The sequence below is a fragment of the Acrocarpospora pleiomorpha genome, assembly GCF_009687885.1.
Lineage (GTDB): Bacteria > Actinomycetota > Actinomycetes > Streptosporangiales > Streptosporangiaceae > Acrocarpospora > Acrocarpospora pleiomorpha.
In genome coordinates this window covers 73,590-95,581 of the sequence record NZ_BLAF01000034.1, presented here as the reverse complement: position 1 = coordinate 95,581, position 21,992 = coordinate 73,590, and the positions used below count along the sequence as shown (strand labels likewise).

Here is a 21,992-nt window from a genome sequence, read left to right as displayed (position 1 = left end):
ATCGTTTTTCGTCCCCCGACTGTGCATCCCTAAGAAGCGCTCGACTCCTCGTCGGCCCACCGACGGGCGAGATCGACATAGAACGAGACGAGCTCCGGGCGATCAATGGCGCCGGCGCTCAGCACCTCACCGGGGTCGGCGCCCTGGAGGATTCGCTTGAGCGGCACCTCCAGCTTCTTGCCGGTCTTGGTGTGCGGAACGGCGGGCACCACGTGGAATTCATCTGGAACGTGGCGCGGCGAGCCCTCGGTACGCAGCTTGTGCCTGATCAGCTCGATGGCCTCGTTGTCGAGGGCACGGCCGTCCTGCGGCACGAGGAACATCGGCATCCGGTAACTCCCGTCCGGGCGTTCGACACCCAGCACGAGCGCCTCCGCGACGCCGGCCGCGCCTTCGACCACCTGGTAGAGATCGGCCGACCCGATCCGCACCCCGTTGCGGTTGAGCGTGGAGTCCGAACGACCGTGGACGACGAACGTGCCACGGCCGGTGTGCGTCACCCAGTCGCCGTGACGCCATACGCCGGGGAAAGTCGCGAAGTACGCCTCGCGGTAGCGCTCTCCGGTCACGTCGCGCCAGAAGCCCAGCGGCATGGACGGCATGGGGACGGTGACGACGAGCTCGCCGACCGTGTCGCGCACGGGACGACCGTCGTCGTCGAACGCCTCTACCGCGACGCCGAGGAACGGACCCGGAATCTCGCCGCGGTGGACCGGCAGACCCGGCGCACCGCCCACGAACGAGCTGACCACGTCGGTGCCGCCGCTGGTCGAGATCAACGGGACGTCCGGCGACACGGCGTCGGCGGCCCAGTCGTAAAGCGACTCGGCCACGGGGGCACCGGTCACCATGATCTGGGTGAGGTGTGCGAGGTCGTGGTCGTCGCCGGGCCGCAAGCCGGCGGCGACGGCTGCCCGCAGCAGTCCCGGACTCGTGCCCAGCTGAGTGGCACGCTCCTGCTCGGCGATCTCCCAGAGCCGGTCCGCCGTCGGGAAGAGCGGACTTCCCTCGTACGCGACGGTCGTGACACCGGCGAGGAGGGCCGAGACGACGACGTTCCACAGCATCCAATTGGTCGTCGTGTACCAGAACAGGGTGCTGCCCGCGGACAGGTCCTGCTGCAGGCCGAGCATCACCAAGTGCGTGACGACGACACCGGCGTGGCCGTGCACAATGCCCTTGGGGATGCCCGTCGTGCCTGACGTGAACAACACCCACAACGGATGGTCGGGCGCTACCTGCTCGGTGCGAAAGGTGTCGATGCCGGCCGTCGCCACGGCGTCGGACCAGGTGACGAACCGTGTACCGGCAGGCTGGTGCGCGGGCTCGACATCCAGGCCGCCGCGCGGGACCGTCACGACGAGGCGGGGGTTGAGCCGGTGGACCAGCTCGGCAATGACGTCTCGGCGGTCGCGGAGCACGCCGCCGAACGAGTATGCGGTCGCGCCGACCAGCACGGTGGGCTCGAGCTGCGCGAGCCGGTCGCTCGCGGCCGATGCCCCGTAGTCAGGTGCGCAGCACGCCCACACCGCCCCGACCGCGGCCGTCCCGAGGAAGGCGACGATCGCCTCGTCGGCGTTCGGCAGATAGCCGGCCACACGGTCGCCGGGCTCGACACCCGCCTCCCGCAGCGTCGCGGCGAAGGCGGCGACACGTTCACCGAGCTCGTCCCAGCGGACCTCGCGGCGCGTGCCGTCTTCGGCGACCACTACTACGGCCGGCGTGTCAAGGCGGCCGACGTGCCGCAGCACCTGGTCGACATAGTTCAGGCGTGCGCCGGTGAACCAGCGTGCCCCGGGCATGCGGGGCTCCTCCAGGACGGTGTCGTAGGGCCGGGACGAGATCACCTCGAAGAAGTCCCACACCTCGCCCCAGAACGTCCCGGGATGTGCGACCGACCAGGCGTGCAGCAGTCCGTAGTCCGACACGTCCACGCCGTGCCGGCTCGCGACGCGAGCGGCGAACCGGCCCATGGCGGAGTCGACTCCGATCGGAGCGTCGGGCCCTGAGGCCCCTGGTCGGTCCGTCATGACGAGTGCGATCCGGTCATGAGACCAGCAAGGTCCTCGGGCGCGAGGAACGACGGCGGTGGCGGCGGACCCCACTGATACAGCGACCGGGCGCCCTCCCACACGCCCGGCGTCCACAGGGCGTCGTCGACGATGCAGTCGATGTCGGCGTAGTACTCGGAGAAGTTCCCGGCCGGGTCCTTGAGGTACCAGAAGAAGTTCGAGCCGATGGCGTGCCGGCCGAGTCCCCACACGTGTCGCTGCGGGTCCGCCTCGAGCATCTCCGCGGCGCCACGTCCGACCTCGTCGACATCGTCGACCTGCCATGACGTGTGGTGCAGGAAGTTGACGGGCGCACGCTGCACCAGGAGGTTGTGGTGGTCGGTCGAGCAACGCAGGAAAGCGGCGAGGTCCTTGACGGTGTCGCTTACTTTGAAGCCGACGCCCTCGGTGAAGAATCGCTGCGTGGCCTCCTGGTCGATCGACCCGAGAACGACGTGCCCCAGCTTGCGCGGCCTGACTCGGGTCCCGCGTGTGACGGCATCGGCGCGCGCGTTCTCGCGGACGATCACGCCCGGCGCGTTGTAGGCCGGCGCGGGGGTCGGACTGGACTCGACACGTTGGGCGATCTCCACCCGCACCCGTACGTGGGTACCGGGGTCGAATGCCTCCACCGCTGTCGCGGAGCGCACGGTCTCGACCTCCAACCGCTCCATCGCCCGTGCCACGCGGTCGAGGTCGTCCGAGTCGTCGACTCCTACCCCGAGGTCGAGCAACCTGCGGCTGGGAGCATAGGTGATGGCCAGTTGCTCGCCGCCGTCGACGGTGCTGAACCGTTCGACGTCCGGCGTGCCGCCGGCCGCGGTGACCCGCGTCAGGCCGAAGTCCCCGTAGTACGCGGCGGTGCTCCGGACGTCCGGCACGCCCATCGTGATCCTAGTGAGCCGGTGCAGCGGCATGAGAGATCCTTTGTGTCGGGAGCTAGCGGGCGACGCACGTTTGGCGCAGGCTGCCGATGCCGTCGATGGTCGTCTCCACCACGTCGCCGGCCTGGAGGAAGACGGCGGGTGTGCGGGCACCGCCGACACCGGCCGGCGTGCCGGTGAAGATGACGTCGCCTGGCATCAACGGCACGACCGACGACAAGCGCTCTACCAGAGTCGGAACAGGAAAGATCAGGCGGTTGGTCGAGCTCTTCTGCATGGTCTCGCCATTGATCCGGCACTCGATCGTCAAGTTGTCCGGATCGGCGACCTCGTCCGGAGTCACCAGCCAGGGGCCCTGGGGGGCGAATCCCGGGAAGGACTTGCCGAGCGAGAACTGCGGGGCCGGCCCCGACAGTTGAAGCGCGCGCTCGGAGTAGTCCTGCCCGACGGTCAGGCCCGCCACGTACGACCACGCGTCGGCCGCCGTCACCCGCTCGGCCCGGCGCCCGATCACCACAACGAGCTCAGCCTCCCAGTCGACCGTCGCCGCGGGCAGCTCGAGCCGGCCCACAGGTCCGGCGAAGCTGCCAACCCACTTGGTGAACGCCGGGGGCGAGTCAGGATGCTCCAAGCCCGCCTCATCGGCGTGGTCACGGTAGTTGAGCCCGATCGCGAAGACCTGCCGTGGATCGGGTGAGGGAGGACCGAGCTCCTCGAGCACGACCGGCACACCGTCGGCGGCGAAGTCGATCGACGAGCCGGTCGCCCAGTCGACGAACTCATCCCACGCGTCGTATACGCCGCGCGGCTCAGGCCCGAAGCGGTCTCCGCTGGCCCGGGCGACGTCGACGATCGACGCGCTGTCGGCTGAGACGAGAACCGTCCTTCCAGACCGCGTTGCTATGCGCACTCGTTTGCCCTTCTGGAACGAGGTCGTCACCTGCGACGACCGAGACTGTGGCAGCGCTCACACAACCACCTGATATTCGAGGTGTCAAGATTATTTCGAACATTTGTCGTTTTGGCTCTGCCGGGGGTGAAGTGCGCACAACCTTCGGAACTTCGTTAAGATGTCGTCATGGCGCGTGCCCGATCCTCAAGCCCCACCCGCTCAGATGTGATCCTCGGCCAGATCCGAGTCGACATCCTCAACGGCCGTCTGGCTCCAGGCTCCAGGCTCGGATTCGCCGACCTCGGCGAGCGGTATTCGGTCAGCGCGGGCGTGCTGCGCGAGGTGCTGACGCGACTCGTCGAGCAGGGCCTGGCCGAGTCAGAGGCGCAGTTCGGATTCCGGGTCGTCGACGTCTCGATCGAGCGCCTCGTGCAGCTCACCGATGCCCGCGTCGCCATCGAGACGCTGGTCACGCGACAGGCGATCGCCGCCGGCGACATCGCGTGGGAAGCCGACGTGGTCGCCAAACACCACGCGCTGGCCCGCATCGGCGACTCTCTGTTCAGCACAGGGATCACCGAGGAATGGCTGACCGCCCACGAGGCGTTCCACGCCTCCATCCTTTCGGGCTGCAAGAACGCGTACCTCATCGAGATGGCGGTTCGGCTTCGCTCGATCTCCGAGGTGTATCGGTGCTGGTCGCGGCCCGAGCACAACCGCACGCACCGCGATGTGGCCGGCGAGCACCGCGAGATCATGTCGGCGGCGATCGGCCGGGACGCGGACCGCGCCGTGGAACTGACCGAAGCTCACATCCGGCACACGACCGAGTTGCTGATCTCTGGCCGCACCGCCGAACTCTCCTCGCCCTGACTCACCGAGCGTCAGGTGGTGTGCCTGGCCCGTACGACGGCGCGGACCACGATCAAAGCGATGGCCATGACGAGGATGTAGAGCGGGAGGCCGAGGGCTACCTGGCGGGCGACTTCGGCCACGACGCCGACCGGTTCGGCCGGGGGCAGGGGGGCGCGGCCGTCGCCCCACCAGGTGGTGACCTGGGTGGCGACCCAGGTGCCGCGGCCGACGAGGGCGTCGTGCAGGAACGGGCCGGGGGCGGTGACCAGGGCGAAGGCGGCGCCGCCCGCGATGACATAGAGGGTCTGGCGGAGTTGGTCGTCCTTGGCGTGGGCGGAGAGCCAGCCCGCGAGGGGGAGGATGAGGGCGATGGCGGGGAGGAGGCCGATGAAGCCGGCCGAGGAGTCGAGGAGCCAGTGTTGCCAGTGGCTGATGGCGGGGCCGCCTTCGCCCAGGTAGATGGCGTGGTACCAGAACATCACCGCGCCGCCGCCGTACGCGAGGAAGAGGGCCGAGATGAGGAGGGCGGCCCAGGCCATCCGGCGGGAGTAGAAGTCACGCACGACCGCGATCACGAATCGGGGACTGAGGATCGCGCGCAGCCCGCCTTCAAAGATCGCCGAATCTCCGGTGACCGGGCGGTCCGCCGAGCCGGAGGTCCCCGGCTCGGCCGCCTGGAGAGAAGGCTCGGGCTGATCTGTCCGCGGAGAGGGGTGGTCCGCTGGGTCGAACACCGTCCACGCGGTTGCGTGGGGGACGCGAGATGGCATCGTCGGCCTCCGTGTCAATCGCTGTCAATGCCCGCGAAAACCATAAGTTGGCGTCGATCGCCCGCGCGGGAGGGAAAACTTTCCCGACTCGAATTCCATTCGGAAACCACTGTTGACCTGGCACGATACCCATATGCCCAATGACGGATAAATGTATATTTCAACCACGACAGAAACCCCCTGAATGGAATTGGCCTGAATCATTCAATAAGGGTTCTGATGAGTTATTGAATGGTTCATTCGTGAAGGGATTGCTGTTCCCAGGGGTACCGTTGGCAACTCTCGCTCTGCTGTGTCCCACGGGCAGGTCGTAGCGTCGGAGCCGTGGATCTGCTCATACGTGACGCCGTCCTGCGCGGGCGCCCCGGCCGTTGGATGATCGCCGCCAAGGAGGGCAGGCTGGCGGCCGTACAGCCGGAGGGCCGGGACGCCCCGGCAGCGGGGACAATCATCGACGCCGGCGGAAACCTGGTCACCGAGCCGTTCGCCGACGGGCACCTGCATCTGTGCAAAGTGCACACACTCGACCTGGCGGGACCGTCGGCGCTGGAGGCGTACACCGGCGGCTCGATGGGCGCGGCGATGGGCGCGATCGAGCAGGCCGCGGCCGTCAAGGCGGGCCAGTCGGTGGAGGCGGTCACCGGCCGGGCCAGGGCCACGCTGATGGAGTCGGTACGGCACGGCGTGCGGCGCGTGCAGGCCTTCGCCGACGTGGACCCCGTGGCGGAGCTGACCGGGGTGCGGGCCCTGCTCGACCTGAAGGCCGAGTTCCGCGACCGCGTCGACGTGCGGGTGGTGGCGTTCCCGCAGGACGGCGTGGTGCGCTCGCCGGGGACGGAGGATCTCGTCGAGGAGGCCGTCCGGCTCGGCGCGGACGTGGTCGGCGGGATTCCGTGGATCGAGTGGACCGACGACGACGCGCGGGAGCACGTGCGCCGCATGGTCGAGCTCGCGCACCGGTATCGGCGCAGGGTCGCCATGCTGGTGGACGACGCGGGGGACGCGTCGCTGCGGACCACCGAGATGCTGGCGAGCGCGCTGCTGGCACGCGGCATGATCGGCCAGGGCAGCGCCCAGCACGCCCGCGCGATGGCGCTCTACCCGGAGCCCTCCCTGCGGCGGCTGATCGGCCTGTGCCGGGCGGCGGGCCTGGGCTTCGTCAGCGATCCGCACACCGGGCCCCTCCACCTGCCGGTCTTCACGCTGCGAGAGGCAGGCGTCCCCGTCGCGCTCGGCCAGGACGACATCGAGGACGCCTACTACCCGTTCGGCCGGCACAACCTGCTGGAGGTCGCCTTCCTGGCCGCCCACCTGCTGGACGCCCGCACCGACGCCCGGCTGAACGACCTCTACGACATGATCACCGTCACGGCGGCCCAGGTCCTGGGCGCTCCGGTCCCCCGGATCGAGCCGGGCCACGACGCCGACCTGGTCATCCTGAACGGCCGCACCGTACGGCAGGCCCTGACCGCGCACACCCCACCCAGCCACGTGATCGTCTCCGGCCGGGTGGTCGCGACCACATGGTCGCACACGTCTTTCGAGTGAGTACGGGGTTACTCATGCGCACCGGATATTTCCGGCGCACTGTGTATGTCGGGACATGAACCGATATCGCGTGAGGAGTACCCATGCCATCCGGCGACATCTTCGACCCGGCCGCGATGGCGGCTGCCGCGGCCGCCGCACCCGTGCCGGAGGCCGCTCCGGAACCCACTCCCGTCTGGACCCTCATCCAGGGCCTGACGTTACGCGAGTTCCTGAGCGACGCGGGCGAACTGACCCTGGACGAGCGGCGCGCCATAGTCGAGCAGGCCCTGCTGGTGCTGGAGCAGAACTACGCCCACCTACCGCTGAAGATCGCCATGCACGGCGTCAATCCGCTGCAGCGCCTCAAGCTGCTCCGCGCCAAGCTCGACCGCCCCGGCACCCCCGAGCCTGAACTCGCCTTCCACGCCGAGATGTTGTCGATCTTCCACTCGGTCCGCGACCTGCACACGCTCTACCTGCTGCCCGAGCCCTTCAACAACACCGCGGCGACCCTCCCGTTCGTCATCGAGGAAGCCGCCGGCGGGGACGGCGGAAGCCAGTATCTGGTCTCCTCCGTGGACGCGCCCGCCCTGGTCCCGGCCGAGTTCGTGCCCGGCGTGGTCGTGACGCACTGGAACGGCGTCCCGATCGCCCGCGCGGTCGAGGTCAACGGCTCCCGCTTCACCGGCGGCAATCCCGCCGCCCGCCACCGCCGCGCGCTGGCCACCCTCACCAGCCGATCCCTCGTGGTCCACCTGCCCCCGGACGAGGAGTGGGTTGAACTCCACTACATCGACCTGGACGGCAAACCCCAGCAGTTCAGCATGGAGTGGCTGGTCCTCCGCCGGATCATCCCCCCGGCGCCGCCGTCCGGATCCCTCCCGCTGGGCTTCGACCTGGAAGGCCAGGAGGTCGCCTCGATCCGGGCGTTCCTCAACCCGCCCGCCAAAGCCGCGGAAGCCTCCCCCTCCGCCTACCAGGCGACCGGGAAGTTCCTCTGGCGCGAGGTCGCCACCAGCACCGGCACCTACGGCCACATCCGGATCACCGGCTTCCAGCTGGGCGAGTTCGCCACCGACGAGGCCTTCCAGCAGGCGTTCCTGAAGTTCCTCAACGACTTCGTGGCCATCGCCACCCACCTGCCGGAAGCCGGTCTGATCATCGACATCAGGAACAACCCCGGCGGCGTGATCGCGGCGGGCGAGACCCTGCTGCAGTTCCTCACCCCGAAGAAGATCCAGCCCGAGTCCGCTCAGATGCTCTGCAGCCCGCTCAACCTTCGCCTATCCCGCGAATCGCCCAGGAACTACGGCCAATGGGCGGCATCGCTGGAGCAGTCGGTGGAGACCGGCGCGGTCTACTCCGACGCCTTCACGCTGACCGCGCCCACCCTCGCCAACGCGTTCGGCCAGTTCTACCACGGCCCGGTCGTGCTGATCACCGACGCCCGCTGCTACTCCACCGCCGACATCTTCGCCGCCGGGTTCGCCGACCACGAGATCGGCGACATCATCGGCACCGACGGCAACACCGGCGCGGGCGGCGGCAACGTGGTCGACCACACCGACCTGCTCAAGGCGCTGCGCGAGCCGTACGAGGACCTGCCCCGGGGCGCCGGCATGACCCTTGCCATCCGCCGCATGCTCCGGGTGGGCGGCTCCGCCGGGGTCCCCCTGGAGGACCTGGGCGTCCTGCCCACTGTTGGGCACCAGCTCACCGCCGCCGACGTCCTGCACGGCAACCAGGATCTGATGGAACGGGCCGGGAGCATCCTGCACGGCAAGCCCGTGCGACGCCTCCGGCTCGCCGCCGTCCCCGGCGACGCCAGCCTCACCGTCGCCCTGGACACGCTCGGCCTCGACCGCGCCGACCTGTACGTGGACGGCCGGCCGCGCGGCTCGTACGACATCGCGGCCGGAGAGTCCACGGTGGTCGTCCCCGGCGTGGTAACCGCGACCAAGGTCCGCGCGGAGGGCTTCCTCGGCGAGAACCTGGTCGCGGTTGCTCACACGTTCCTGGACTAGGCCGCCCGCGCCATCTTCCTGCTCACCCGGGGGATGCGGCGGACGCGCTTGTCCAGCCAGGTCGGCCCGCTGGAGGTCACCGTGACCGGCACGCCGAGCTCGTCGGCCACGAAGGCGGGCCACGGCCCGGGCACCGGTTCCAGGATCGGGCGGGCGCCGGCCAGCCGCCGGGCGAGGTCGGCCTGGTGGGGGCGGTCGCCGGGCGTGAGCCGTACCGGCTGGTCGTAGGCGCGGCAGACGCGCAGCTCGGGGTGCTCGTCGGCGACGTCCAGGTGGGTGAGGGCGAGCTCGTCCACGCCTCCGCACACCTGGACGGCGTACCGCGCGGCCACCAGGTCCAGGTGGCCGACCCGGAACGCGCCCTGCCACTCGCCGGTGTCGTTGTGCCGTTCCGGCAGCGAGAGCTTGGCGTCCTCGGTGACGAAGGGTCCGGCGCCGTGCCGCGTCCCGTAGGTGCGCAGCACGCCGAGCCGCCGCACGTCCCCGGCTCCGGCCCCCGCCTCGTCCAGCAGCGTGAAGGCGTTCATGAACGTCGTCGTGGACCAGGTCGTGTACGGATGGAAGCCGTACACCTCATCGAGCAGCACGCCCTGCGCGCCCTCGAACAGCAGCGGCCCGCCCGAGGGCAGCCGCCCGGTGCGCACCCGGAGGGCGAACGCGCCGAACACGTCGGCGACGTCGTCCACCGCGGGCAGCGGCACCGGGCCGACCTCGTCGATCACCCACTCCCGCAGCCGGCGCAGCAGCAGCCGGAGCGAGCGCGGGCTGCCGCAGTCGGCCACCCGGGGGGCGGCGGCGGGATGGGAAATCGCGTAGGAGGCCGTCTCGCCGACTCCCATCCCGCACGATCCGTGGCGGTTCCGCCCCCGTGCCCGCTCCCGCGCGCGGTTGGCCGCCTTGTGGTACGGCGTGGTGACGAGCGCGTCGGGCGCGACGGTGAGCAGCTCGAACGGGTCGGCCGTGCCGAGCCAGCGCAGGTGCGCGTGCTCGGTGATCAGGGCCAGCGGGTCGACCATCATGAAGCGCGAGAGGAACGTCGGGACGCCCCAGAACGTCCCGGCGCCGAACTGCGCGAACGTGTGGTGCCGCCCGTCGGGCGTGACCACGTTGTGCCCGGCCTGCGCGCCGCCGTTGTAGCGGACGACCGCGTGCGGAGCGTCCTTCTTGCGCGAGCAGAGCCAGTCCACGATGGTGCCCTTGCCGCTGTCGCCGTACCCCAGATCGGCGATGATGACGTGCTCGTCCATCTCTCCCCCGTTACCGTGCCCGTTGGGACATGACGCGGTCGACCACGGTGAGCGCGATCGTCTCGCAGATCCCCGAGAGGTCGTCGATCTCGATCACCCGGTCGCCGAGCAGGCTGTGCCAGAAACCCGTGACGAACTGGCTGCGCCCATGCGAGGTGCCGCCGGGGATGACGAAGTTGACGTCCCAGGAGACCTGCGCCTGCCTGAGGATCTCCTCAAGCCGGACGTCCTGCGGCTGGCCGTGGCCGAACAGGCTGGCCACCTCGTAGCCCTTGACCATCGGATAGGCGGTCTCGTCGCCGATCACGAAGGCGACGCCGCGCACCCCGCGCTTGGTGAAACAGTCCAGCTCGGTGTGCCTGGCCAGGAAGTAGAAGGCCAGCTCGTAGGACTCCTGCATGCTGCCGCCGCCCCCGCCCTCCAGCAGGATCCGGCGCAGGTCCTCGTCCATCCGGTTGTCGGACTCGAACTGGCCGACCTGCAGCGGCGCCTGGTCGCAGGTGGCGTCGCCGATCGCGCCGAACAGGATCTGCGCGTGCGGCAGGTGCTCGGTGATGGTGGCGAGCAGGTTGGGCAGCCGGGCCTGCAGCTCCCGCGGGACCAGCTGCATGGAGCCGGTCACGTCGAAGAGCACCGCGATGGCCACGGACTCCGGGTGCTCGGCCGAATCACGGGATTCGCGGACGCCGAGCCCGATCGGATCCAGGGCCTGGTGGACCCGCCACTGCATGCGGCTGAGCCGCCGCATCGCATCGCTGTGCCCGAAGGCGCTCAGTCCTCGCTCCTCCCGATACCGCTGCGCGGCCTCGTAGGCACCGATCGACCATTTGCCGTCCCCCATTGAGGTACTCCTTTTTCATGGCCGATCCTCCGGATCGGCGGGCTTGGCCGCTCTGGGAGCCTGTGTCTTCCCTCGTCACTCCGGCCGCTTCGCGACCTGCGTTCCTCAGTCCAGACACAGGCGCGGCCAAGCCCCGGTGGCTTCGTTCAGCGGATTTCGTCTTCACGCGAAGGCCGCAGCAGGGCGGGGTGCAGCAACTTGGCGTCGCCCTTGCGGTAGAGCCGGGCGCGAGGGCCCCCCCGAGGACCCCCGCGTTCCGTGGTCAGGCCGGTGCTCTCCACGAAGCCCGGGACCGACAGCACCTTCCGGTGGAAGTTGCCGGGATGCAGCTGCTCCTCCCAGACGGCGTCGTAGACGGCGCGCAGTTCGGAGATGGTGAACTCCTCGCCGACGAACGAGGTCGCCAGCGGCGTGTACTCCAGCTTCGAACGGGCCCGCTCCAGGCCGTCGTCGAGGATCTTCGCGTGGTCGAAGGCCAGCTCCCGAGTGGCAGTCAAGGGAGTCCACACCGCGGCGTCCGCGTCTGATCCGGCCTTCGGATCGGGCAGCAAGGGGGCGAAGGCGAGGTAGGCGACGGTGACGACGCGCATCCGCGGGTCACGTCCCGGCTTGCCGTAGGTGCCGAGCTGCTCCAGGTGGACCCGGTCCAGATCGGCCGGGGACAAACTGGTCTCCTCGGCGAGCTCACGTGCCGCGGCCTCCTCCAGATCGTCCTCGCGGACGAAGCCGCCGGGCAGCGCCCACGCCCCGCGGAACGGCGGTTCGCCGCGCCGCACGAGCAGGACGTGTAGCCGCCCGTCCCGGATGGTCAGCGCCACGACGTCGGCCGTGACGGCCATCGGGTCGAAGGCCCGCGGGTTGTATGCCGCGAGGAAATCCGATTCGTTCATCCCGCCCGTCTTTCTCAAGTCGAGTAGTTCTCTGAATGAGAATAACGTGGGAGGCCCTACCACACAAGATGCGCTGAACGTTTCACCGGCTCCCGCGAAGCGGCGCACGTCACAAGGGGGCCACCCCGTCATGTTGGCGAAACACCCTGTACGCCCCTCCGAAACCAACGGACATTGGGAGCGCTCCCAATGTGGGGGTTGGGCGCGCTTGGAGCCGTACACCCGCAAAACCGGGACGGCGTGGACCCCATATGGCTGGGAGATGATCAGTTTGAGATCAAGATCCTGGCGAGGGCGTTTGATGGCGGTGGCGACTGCGTTCGCCACTGCCCTCGCTCTTGCCACCGTCCCCTCGACCCCGGCGAACGCCGCCGTGGCCTGTCAGGTGACGTACACCAAGACGTGGGAAGGCGGCAACGGCTTCGGCGCCCAGGTCCGGCTTCAGAACCTCGGCGACCCGGTGTCCAACTGGCGGATCACCTACACCTTCCCCGGCAACCAGACCCTCCAGAACGGCTGGGAAGGCACCTGGAGCCAGTCCGGCGCGAACGTCACCATCGACGCCCCCTCCTGGGCGCCCAACCTGGCCGCCAACGCGGTCGTGCAGCCCGGCGCCAACTTCACCTTCAGCGGGACCAACACCAACCCCACCGCGTTCTCGCTGAACGGCACCCTGTGCACAGGCCCTGTCGCCACCCAGGCGCTCGTGGTCACGCCGACCAGCGTGAACGTGCCCGAGGGCGGGACCGCGACCTACTCGGTGCGGCTGCAGTCCGCCCCGACCGCCAACGTGACGGTGACCAGCACCGCGGCGACCGGCGGCGACGCCAACCTGACCGTCTCCGGCGGCGCCTCGCTGACCTTCACCCCGGCCAACTTCGCCACGCCGCAGAACGTGACGATCGCCGCGGCCGAGGACGCCGACACCACCAACGGGACGCGGACCATCAACGTCGCCTCCGCCGGGTTGACCACGGTGGCGGTGACCGCGACCGAGGTGGACAACGATTCGACCACGACGTTGTCCTGCATCGTGACCCCGACGATGGTGAGCGTGCCCGAGGGCGGCACGGCCACGTACTCGGTGCGGCTCAACCAGGCGCCGACCGCCAACGTGGTCGTGACCAGCGCGGCGGCGACCGGCGGTGACACCAACATCACCGTGACCGGCGGCGCTTCGCTGACCTTCACCCCGGCCAACTTCGCCACCCCGCAGAACGTGACCCTGAGCGCCGCTCAGGACGCCGACACCACCAACGGCACCAGGACCATCAACCTGACCTGCGGCTCCGGCGGAACCGTCACTCCGATCACCGCGACCGAGGCCGACGACGACCCGGTCACCACCCAGTCCCTGGTCGTCACCCCGACCAGCCTGAGCGTGCCGGAGGGCTCGACCGCGATCTACAGCGTGCGGCTGGCCATCGCGCCGACCGCCAACGTGACGGTGACCAACACCGCCGCGACCGGTGGTGACACCAACATCACCGTGACCGGCGGCGCTTCGCTGACCTTCACCCCGGCCAACTTCGCCACCCCGCAGAGCGTCACGCTCTCGGCGGCGCAGGACGCCGACAGCACCAACGGCACCCGGACGATCACCGTGGCTTCGTCCGGTCTGACGTCGGTTTCTGTCACCGCGACCGAGGCCGACGACGAGAACACCAGTAACTCCTACCTGACCGAGTTCCAGGCCCAGTACGACAAGCTGAAGGCGTCCGCCAGCGGCTACCTCTCCCCCGAGGGCATCCCGTACCACTCGATCGAGACGCTCATGGTGGAGGCCCCCGACCACGGTCACGAGACCACGTCGGAGGCGTTCAGCTTCCTCATCTGGCTGGAGGCGCAGTACGGTCGCGTGACCAGGAACTGGGCGCCGTTCAACGCCTCCTGGACCCTGATGGAGAACTACATCATCCCGTCCGCGGCCAACCAGCCGGGCGGCATGACCAGCTACAACCCGGCGGACCCGGCCGACTACGCGCCCGAGTTCAACCAGCCCAGCCAGTACCCGTCCCCGCTGTCCACCTCCGTGGTGGCCGGCCAGGACCCGCTGGCCAACGAACTCGCCTCGACGTACGGCAACCGCAACATGTACGCCATGCACTGGCTGCTCGACGTGGACGACGTCTACGGCTACGGCACCGGGCGCGGCAGCTCGCTCACCGAGTGCGGCGACAACACCAAGCGGGTCACCTACATCAACACCTACCAGCGCGGCCCGCAGGAGTCGGTCTGGGAGACCGTCCCGCACCCGTCCTGCGAGACCCAGCGGTACGGCCAGTCCGGCCAGGGCTACCAGCCGCTGTTCATCCAGGGCACCGCGGCCGCCCAGTGGCGGTACACCGCCGCTCCGGACGCCGACGCCCGCGCCGTCCAGGCCGCCTACTGGGCGCTGACCTGGGCGACCGAGCAGGGCAACCAGTCCCAGGTCTCGGCGACCCTGACCAAGGCCGGCAAGCTGGGCGACTACCTGCGCTACGCGATGTACGACAAGTACTTCAAGAACCCCGGCTGCGCCTCGCCGACCTGCACCGCGGGCTCCGGCAAGAGCAGCTCGGCGTACCTGCTGAACTGGTACTTCGCGTGGGGTGGCGCGCTGGACGGCGCCTGGTCCTGGCGGATCGGCTCCAGCCACAACCACGGCGGTTACCAGAACCCGCTGGCCGCGTGGGCGCTCTCGGCCGGCCCGACGGCGATGCGGCCGCAGTCGCCGACCGCCGCGGCGGACTGGAACCAGAGCCTCACCCGGCAGGTGCAGTTCTACAAGTGGCTGCAGTCCGCCGAGGGCGGCATCGCCGGTGGCGCCACCAACAGCTGGGACGGCGCGTACGCGGCCCGACCGGCCGGTCAGCCGCAGTTCTTCGGCATGACCTACGACTGGCAGCCGGTCTACCACGACCCGCCGTCGAACCAGTGGTTCGGCTTCCAGGGCTGGGGCATGCAGCGCCTCGCGGAGCTGTACTACGTGACCGGCAACACCATGGCCAAGTCCGTGCTGGACAAGTGGGTGGCCTGGGCCATCTCGCAGACCACGCTCGGCACCGGCAGCAACTACCAGGTCCCGAACGAGATGGACTGGAGCGGCGCCCCGTCGGCCACCTTCAACAGCCCCACCGGAACTCCGGCGGACAACCCCGGCCTGCATGTCACGGTGCGCAACTTCACCCAGGACATCGGTGTCACCGCCGCGTACGCCCGGACGCTGATCTACTACGCCGCCAAGGAGCCCACCAGCACGCTCGGCATCTCGGCCAAGAACACGGCCAAGGGCCTGCTGGACCGCATGATCATGCTGAAGGACGCCCGCGGCATCGTGGTGCCGGAGACCCGCGCCGACTACAACCGGTTCGACGACGTGTGGACCTCGGCCAACCAGACGGGTCTGTACATCCCGTCCGGCTACAGCGGGGTCATGCCCAACGGCGACACCATCGTGCCGGGCAAGTCCTTCCTCGGCATCCGCTCCTTCTACACCAGCGACCCTGACTGGTCGAAGGTGCAGACCTACCTGAACGGCGGCGCCGTGCCGACGTTCACCTACCACCGATTCTGGGCTCAGGCGGACGCCGCGATGGCGCTCGCCGACTATGGCTCGTTCTTCCCCGGAGGATGACCTAGCCCGATCCGGTACGGCTGCCGCCCTCCGTGGCGGCAGCCGTACCGGCTTTCTCTCCCGGATGAAAGTTTCATGTCCGCACAGGTCGTCCATCCTGCGGTGAGGGTTGGATCTTGACGAAACAGTCCCATCGTGGGAGCGTTCCCATCAAATAGTCGCTGGTCAAAGGGCTTCGATGCTCCCCTTGTCACTCGCACAGGAACGTTTGTGGTTCCTGCACAGGCTCGATCCCCGAGACCCGTCGTACCATCTGTTCCATGTCGCGCGGCTGAGCGGCCCGGTCGATCCGGACCGGCTCGCGGCGGCGCTGACCGAGATCGTCACCCGGCACGAGGTGCTGCGCGCCCGGTTTCCGGTCCGGGACGGTTCCCCCGCGCAGGTCGTCGATCCGCCGGAGCCGTTCGCGCTCGAGCTGATCAGTGACGACGCGCCGGACCCGCTGGTGACCGACCGGATCTCGCGGCCCTTCGATCTCGCCGCCGACCGGCTGATCCGGGCCACGCTCATCGCCACCGGGCCTGAGCGGTTCACGTTCTGCCTGGTCGTGCACCACATCGTGGCCGACGCCTGGTCGCTGGGGCTGCTGCGGCACGAGCTGGCTCTGCTGTACGGCGGGGAGGAGCCGCCACCGCTTCCGGCGCGGTACTCCGACTTCCTGCTGGAGGCGGACGCGGGGGCGCCCAAGTCGCTGGACTACTGGACGGAGGTGCTGGTGGGCGCGCCGCCGCTGGAGTTGCCGGCCGACCGGCCCCGGCCGCCGGTGGTGACCACCTCCGGCGGGCACGTACAGCGCGACCTGCCGGAATCGCTGCTTTCGGCGGTGGACAGGTTCGCCGCGGTGGAGCGTTGCACGCCGTTCATGGTGCTGATGACGGCTTATCAGGTGCTGTTGTCGGGGCGGAGCGGGAGCACTGACATCTCCGTTGGGTTCGCCACGGCCGGGCGGCGGAAGCAGGAGTACGAGCCGCTGATCGGGCTGTTCGCGAACACGCTGGTGTTGCGGGGGGATCTGTCGGGGGATCCGACGTTCCGGGAGTCGCTGCGGCGGACGCGGTCACGGTTGCTGGCGGCGTACGGGCATGGGGATGTGCCGTTCGATCAGCTGCTGACGGCGCTGGACGTGGCGCGGGACCAGAGCAGGACGCCGCTGTTCCAGGCGATGTTCGGGCTGTTCAACCTGGCGAATCCGACGCTGACCCTGCCGGGGATCGAGACCGAGCATGTGGAACCGGATTTTCCGCACGCGACGCACGAGTTGCGGTTCGCGGTGTGGGAGAAGGGCATGCTGGCGGTCTACAACAGCGATCTGTTCGACCGGGAGACCATCGAGCGATACGTCGCGAAATATCAGGACATCTTGGAGCGGGTGATCCTGGATCCGGAGATCCGGTTGTCGCGGCTGACCGCGCCACGTGGGGACGAGCTCGACCTGGTGGTGCGTGGCTGGAATCAGGCCGCTCCGGGGGTTTCCGGCACCTTCGACGCGATGTTCGCCGCACAGGTCGAGGCCCGGCCGGACGCGCTCGCGCTGGTGTGCGGGCCGGACCGGCTGAGCTACGCCGAGCTCAATCGGCGGGTCACGGAGCTGGCCCGGCGCATTCCGGCGGGGCGTGGCGACCTGGTGGCGATCCAGCTGTCCAGGAGCACGGATCTGCTGGTGACGTTGCTCGCGGTCCAGCGAACGGGCGCGGCATATGTCCCGCTCGACCCGGAATATCCAACCGCACGACGCGCTTTCGTCCTCGCCGACTCCGGCGCGAAGCCTTTGTTCTCCGAATCACTTCCGAACCCCGAAGCGCTTCCGAACCGCGAAGCATCCTGGAATCCCGGAGGTGCCTCCAACCCGGAGACGGCCTCCAACCCCGAACCGCTCTCCAACCCCGAACCGCTCTCGAACCCCGGAACCTCCTACAACCCCGAAGCGTCCCCGAACCCCGAAGCCACGGCCACAAATCCGAAATTTCCCCCGTCGCCGGGTGATCCGGCCTATGTGCTGTACACATCGGGTTCGACCGGCCAGCCGAAGGGCGTGACCGTCCCGCATTCGGCCCTGGCCAACTTGCTCGCCGCGATGGCCGGCCAGCTCGGCTCCGCGCCCGGGGACGTCTGGCTGGCCGCGACCTCCCTCTCGTTCGACATCTCCGCCCTGGAGCTCTACCTCCCGCTCGCCACCGGCGGCACCGTCGTCCTCGCCGAGAACACCGAGGCCCCCGCGCTCGCCCGCCTGATCCGCGCCGAACGCGTCACCCACGCCCAGGCCACCCCCTCCGGCTGGCGCGCCCTCCTCGACACAGGTTTCCGCGACCCCGCCCTGGTCGCCCTCGCAGGCGGCGAAGCCCTCCCGCCCGCCCTGGCCAGAGAGCTGCGCCCCCGCGTCGCCCGCCTGGTCAACGTCTACGGCCCCACCGAGACCACCATCTGGTCCACCTCCTGGGAAGTCCCGGAAAACCCCGGCGAGATCCGCATCGGCTCCCCCATCGGCGGCACCCGCTGCTACGTGGTCGGCGAGCACCTCGACCCGCGAGTCATCGGCGTCCCCGGCGAACTCCTCATCGGCGGCTCCGGCGTAGCCCTCGGCTACCACGGCCGCCCCGCCCTCACCGCCGACCGTTTCGTCCCCGACCCGTACGGCCCGCCCGGCGCCCGCCTCTACCGCACCGGCGACACCGTCCGCCACCGTCCCGACGGCACCCTGGAGTTCCTCGGCCGCGCCGACAACCAGATCAAACTCCGCGGCCACCGCATCGAACTCGGCGAGATCGAATCCGTCCTGGAAAGCCTCCCCGGCGTCCGCCAGGCCGTCGCCGCCGTCCACGACGAGATCCTCCTCGCCTACGTCGTCCCCCCGCCCGCCGACCAGGACGAACTCCTGCGCCTGCTGGCCGACCGCCTGCCCGAGTACATGATCCCGGCCTTCCTGCTCGGCCTGGACGCCCTCCCGCTGACCGCCAACGGCAAGGTGGACCGCCGCGCGCTGCCGCCGCCGGACGGCCTGCCCGGCGCCGGCCGGCCGGAGTTCGTCGCCCCCAGGACCGACGCCGAGGAGCTGGTCGCCGAGATCTGGACCGACGTACTCGGCCCCGGCAGCCCGATCGGGGTGTTCGACGACTTCTTCCGGATCGGGGGTCACTCGCTGATGACGGTCCGGGTGAGCGTGCGGCTGGCCGTACTCACCGGAATCGAGCTGCCGCTGCGCACGCTGTTCGCCCGGCGTACGGTCGCCGACCTGGCCGCCGCCCTCGAGGAGCGCCTGCGCGAGGAGCTGGCGGCGATGCCGGAGGACGAAGCCGAGCGGCTGGCGTCCCAAGAGACAGCCCAGACCTGGAGGTGAACATAGTGCAGGACCCCTTGGAGAAACAGCTGGCCGTCATGGTGGCCGCCGCCACCGACGACCAGATCTCGGCCGACGACGTGCTGGCCGCGCAGCACTCGCTGGCCGCGCTCGGCGTGACCTCGCTCAGCCTGATCCGGCTGGTGGACGCCATCGAGGACGAGTTCGGCGTGGACGTGGACCCGGGCCTGGTGGACGACTTCGCCAACCTGGTCGCGGACGTGGCCGGGAGGCTGCGATGAGCGAGCATGTGCGCTTCTCGGGCGGGCGCGCGGGCCGCGCGAACCTGGCCTGGGGGCAGCGGTCCATCTACGAGGCCATGCGGCAGGCCGGTCCGGCGAGCGCGCACTATTTCAACCTCTGGCGGGTGCTGCCGATGCCGCGCGGGCGCGGCCCGTACACGGTGGAGCAGGTGACCTCGGCGGTGGTCGCGCTGGTCGCGCGGCACGACTCGCTGCGGTCCAGGATCGCTCTCCGCGAGGACGGCCATCCGTTCCAGATCGTGTCGGAGACCGGCTGGCTGGAGCGGCAGGTGCTGGCGGCCACCGAGCAGGAGGCGGAGAAGGCGGCCGAGGGCCTGGTCCTGGATCTGGCCGCGCGCGCGTTCGACCTGGTCGAGGAGTGGCCGGTCCGGATCGGGCTGATCACGGTCGACGACGTGGTGCGGCAGGTCGGGGTGGTGCTGTGCCACACCGCCGTGGACGGGTACGCGGCCGACATCGTGGTCCGCGACCTGCGCCAGCTGCTGCTGCGCGGGAGCCTGGCCAGGCCGCCGTCCCAGCAGGTGCTCGACCTGGTGGCCGAGCAGGAGTCCGGCGTGGGGCGTAATCGATCCGAGCGGGCGCTGGCGCACTGGGAGGCGGGCTACCGCAAGGGCCCGCCGACGATGTTCCCCGATCTGGTCGCCGAGCCGGGCTCGCCGCGCTGGAGCAAGGCGATGCTGGAGTCGCGGGCGCTGGAGGACGCGGTCACGATCGTGGCCGCGCGGCATCACATGAGCACGGCGACCGTGCTGCTCACCGCCGTCTCGGCGCTGATCGGCACGATCACCCCGCACGAGACCTGCGTGATCACCCCGATCGTGCACAACCGGTTCCGGCCGGAGACCAGGGACCTGGTGACCTCGCTCAGCCAGCTCGGCCTGTTCACGATGTCCTCCGATCCCGACGCGACGCTGGCCGTGACGCTGGAGGCCACCCTGCCTGAGGCGATGCGCGCCTACCGGCACGCCCAGTATGACCAGCTGGCCTGGGAGGCCATGGTCGAGCGGGTGAGCGCGGACCGCGCGGTCAAGGTCGACCCGTCGTGCTGCTTCAACGACATGCGCCCGGTCGACCACAGCGCCCTGCAGGAGAGCTCGCCGGGCGAGGACGCGATCCGCACCTCGGTGACGTCCTCCCGGATCGAGTGGCTGCCGGGGGTGGACCATTTCACCTGCAATTTCTGCTTCTTCGTGACCCGCCAGAGCGGCATCCTGTCGATCGGCCTGAACGCCGACACCTGCCGCCTGCCGCAGAGCCGGATGGTCGGGCTGCTGCGCGCGGTGGAGGAGCTCGTGGTGGAGTCGGCTTTCCGGGACGCCCGGCCGAGTGAGCTGGAGGTCGCTCCGTGATGCTGGCCGAGTTGCTCCGTACGCGCGCGGGGGAGGATGCCGCCCGGGTCGCGATCGAGGTCGCGGGGGTGGACTCGCTGACGTTCGGGGCGTGGGAGCGGCGTTCGGCCGCCGTGGCACGGGGGCTGCCCGCCCGTCCTGGCGAGCGGGTGGCGCTGCTGTTCGGGTCGCGGGACTGGGCCGACTACGCGGTGGCGTACGTCGGGGTGCTGATGGCCGGGGCGGTGGCGGTGCCGCTGTCGGACCGGCTGGCCGAACCCGAGCTGGAGTTCCTGGTACGCGACTGCAGGGCCGTGGGCATCGTGCACGCCTCCCGGTTACGCCCACCCAAGATCGACGGCTGGACGTCGGTCGTGACCGAACTCGAACTCGCCGACGGAGACCTCCCGGAGGGACCTCGGCCGAAGGACCTGGCGCAGATCCTCTACACCTCCGGCACCACCGGACGGCCGAAAGGTGTGGGCGCCACCCACGCGAACCTGGCCTTCGGCCGGGGTGGGCCGCCCGCGCGCCGGATGTTCCGGCACTCCAGACACTTCCTGCACGCCTTCCCGATCGGCACCCAGGCCGGTCAGGCCATGCTGCTCAACGCGCTGGACGCCTTCCCGGCCATGCTCACCCCGCCGGTGTTCACCCCGTCCAGGTTCGCCCGCCTGATCGAGTCGCACGGCGTCGGCACGGTCTTCCTGGTCCCGACCATGGCCAACGAGCTGCTCGCGTCGGGCGCGCCCGACCGGCACGACTTCTCCTCGGTGCTGCTGCTCGGCTCGGCCGCCGCCGCCCTGCCGCCCGCGCTGGCCCTCCGGCTCACGAAGGCGTTCCCGAAGGCGACGGTGACGAACTACTACACCTCCACCGAAGCCGCCCCCGCCCAGACTGTGATGATCTTCGATCCGAAACGTCCGGCCGCGCTCGGCCGTCCCGCGTTCGGCAGCGGCCTGCGGATCGGCGATGGCACGCTCCCGCCAGGCGAGACGGGCGAGGTGTGGCTGCGCTCCGGCGCGGCCCCCCGCTCGTACGTGGGCGACGGCGAGGCCACCGGCGCGGTCTTCAAGGACGGCTGGATCCGCATGGGCGACCTCGGCTACCTCGACGAGGAGGGCTACCTCTACCTGGTCGACCGCGAGAGCGACGTGGTCAAGTCCGGCGCCTTCAAAGTGTCCACGATCATGGTCGAGGCCGCCCTGTACGAACATCCGGACGTGGTCGAAGCCGCCGTCTTCGGCGTGCCCGACCCTTCGCTGGGCACCGCGGTGGCCGCCGCCGTGGTCGCCTCCGATGTCGCGATCAACGACCTGCGCGCCTTCCTGGCCACCCGGCTGGCCAGGCATGAACTCCCCGCGCACATCCTGCTGCTCGACGCGCTCCCCAAGAACCCGTCGGGCAAAATCCTCAAGACCGAACTGCGCGGCCTGCTCGGGACGCCGCGCGAGGAAAGCGAGTGAC

General features: G+C 69.8%; 15 protein-coding genes. 8 read left to right on the top strand and 7 right to left on the bottom strand.

Annotation, left to right across the window (positions count from 1 at the left end):
* Positions 1-29 precede the first annotated feature (29 nt).
* The 3 genes from Aple_RS28265 to Aple_RS28255 are packed head-to-tail and all read right to left on the bottom strand — an operon-like array spanning position 30 to position 3,845.
* Entirely contained in the window at positions 30-2,030 is a 2,001-nt protein-coding gene (locus Aple_RS28265; protein WP_155347757.1) for an acetoacetate--CoA ligase, read from the bottom strand.
* The gene (locus Aple_RS28260; RefSeq protein ID WP_155347756.1) at positions 2,027-2,968 is read right to left on the bottom strand and encodes a VOC family protein; all 942 of its coding nucleotides are present in this window, start codon (positions 2,966-2,968) and stop codon (positions 2,027-2,029) included. Before Aple_RS28260 ends, Aple_RS28265 begins: the two co-directional genes overlap by 4 nt.
* Before the next feature lie 22 nt (positions 2,969-2,990).
* On the bottom strand, positions 2,991-3,845 hold the full coding sequence (locus Aple_RS28255; RefSeq protein WP_155347755.1) for a fumarylacetoacetate hydrolase family protein: 855 nt from the start codon (positions 3,843-3,845) through the stop codon (positions 2,991-2,993).
* A 168-nt stretch (positions 3,846-4,013) separates the two neighbouring features.
* On the opposite strand from Aple_RS28255, the gene Aple_RS28250 reads away from it, so the two are divergent.
* The gene (locus Aple_RS28250; protein WP_155347754.1) at positions 4,014-4,700 is read left to right on the top strand and encodes a GntR family transcriptional regulator; all 687 of its coding nucleotides are present in this window, start codon (positions 4,014-4,016) and stop codon (positions 4,698-4,700) included.
* An 11-nt stretch (positions 4,701-4,711) separates the two neighbouring features.
* Here Aple_RS28250 and Aple_RS28245 read toward each other — a convergent pair whose 3' ends face one another.
* Positions 4,712-5,452: a hypothetical protein gene (locus Aple_RS28245; RefSeq protein WP_155347753.1), complete on the bottom strand. Its 741-nt coding sequence runs from the start codon at positions 5,450-5,452 to the stop codon at positions 4,712-4,714.
* Positions 5,453-5,776: 324 nt separating this feature from the next.
* Here Aple_RS28245 and Aple_RS28240 point away from each other — a divergent pair, with 324 nt between their 5' ends.
* Together Aple_RS28240 and Aple_RS28235 are read left to right on the top strand one after the other, a co-directional pair.
* Positions 5,777-7,000, top strand: coding sequence for an amidohydrolase family protein (locus Aple_RS28240; RefSeq protein ID WP_218038538.1), 1,224 nt, complete (start codon positions 5,777-5,779; stop codon positions 6,998-7,000).
* Between the two features lie 83 nt (positions 7,001-7,083).
* Entirely contained in the window at positions 7,084-9,006 is a 1,923-nt protein-coding gene (locus tag Aple_RS28235; RefSeq protein WP_155347752.1) for a S41 family peptidase, read from the top strand.
* On the opposite strand, the gene Aple_RS28230 is transcribed toward Aple_RS28235, so the two are convergent.
* The 3 genes from Aple_RS28230 to Aple_RS28220 form a co-directional block, all read right to left on the bottom strand.
* The gene (locus tag Aple_RS28230) at positions 9,003-10,253 is read right to left on the bottom strand and encodes an adenylosuccinate synthetase (RefSeq protein WP_155347751.1); all 1,251 of its coding nucleotides are present in this window, start codon (positions 10,251-10,253) and stop codon (positions 9,003-9,005) included. The two genes, Aple_RS28235 and Aple_RS28230, sit on opposite strands and share 4 nt — an antisense overlap.
* Before the next feature lie 10 nt (positions 10,254-10,263).
* Positions 10,264-11,094, bottom strand: a complete 831-nt coding sequence (locus Aple_RS28225) for a hypothetical protein (RefSeq protein ID WP_155347750.1) — start codon at positions 11,092-11,094, stop codon at positions 10,264-10,266.
* A 146-nt stretch (positions 11,095-11,240) separates the two neighbouring features.
* Positions 11,241-11,984 (bottom strand): NUDIX hydrolase, encoded by a 744-nt coding sequence (locus tag Aple_RS28220; protein WP_155347749.1) that lies wholly within the window; start codon positions 11,982-11,984, stop codon positions 11,241-11,243.
* 301 nt (positions 11,985-12,285) lie between these two features.
* Between Aple_RS28220 and Aple_RS28215 the strand changes: the two genes are divergently transcribed.
* The 5 genes from Aple_RS28215 (at position 12,286) to Aple_RS28195 (ending at position 21,991) form a co-directional block, all read left to right on the top strand.
* On the top strand, positions 12,286-15,600 hold the full coding sequence (locus Aple_RS28215) for a glycoside hydrolase family 48 protein (protein ID WP_170321697.1): 3,315 nt from the start codon (positions 12,286-12,288) through the stop codon (positions 15,598-15,600).
* A gap of 187 nt (positions 15,601-15,787) precedes the next feature.
* Positions 15,788-18,934, top strand: coding sequence for a non-ribosomal peptide synthetase (locus Aple_RS28210; protein ID WP_170321696.1), 3,147 nt, complete (start codon positions 15,788-15,790; stop codon positions 18,932-18,934).
* A complete protein-coding gene (locus Aple_RS28205) occupies positions 18,931-19,176 on the top strand; it encodes an acyl carrier protein (protein WP_218038537.1) in 246 nt (81 codons plus the stop codon). Before Aple_RS28210 ends, Aple_RS28205 begins: the two co-directional genes overlap by 4 nt.
* Positions 19,173-20,546 carry a condensation domain-containing protein gene (locus Aple_RS28200; protein WP_155347746.1) on the top strand — a complete coding sequence of 458 codons (1,374 nt, stop codon included), beginning with the start codon at positions 19,173-19,175 and terminating at the stop codon, positions 20,544-20,546. The genes Aple_RS28205 and Aple_RS28200 overlap by 4 nt, the downstream gene beginning before the upstream one ends.
* Entirely contained in the window at positions 20,546-21,991 is a 1,446-nt protein-coding gene (locus Aple_RS28195; RefSeq protein WP_155347779.1) for a class I adenylate-forming enzyme family protein, read from the top strand. Before Aple_RS28200 ends, Aple_RS28195 begins: the two co-directional genes overlap by 1 nt.
* Position 21,992 lies beyond the last annotated feature (1 nt).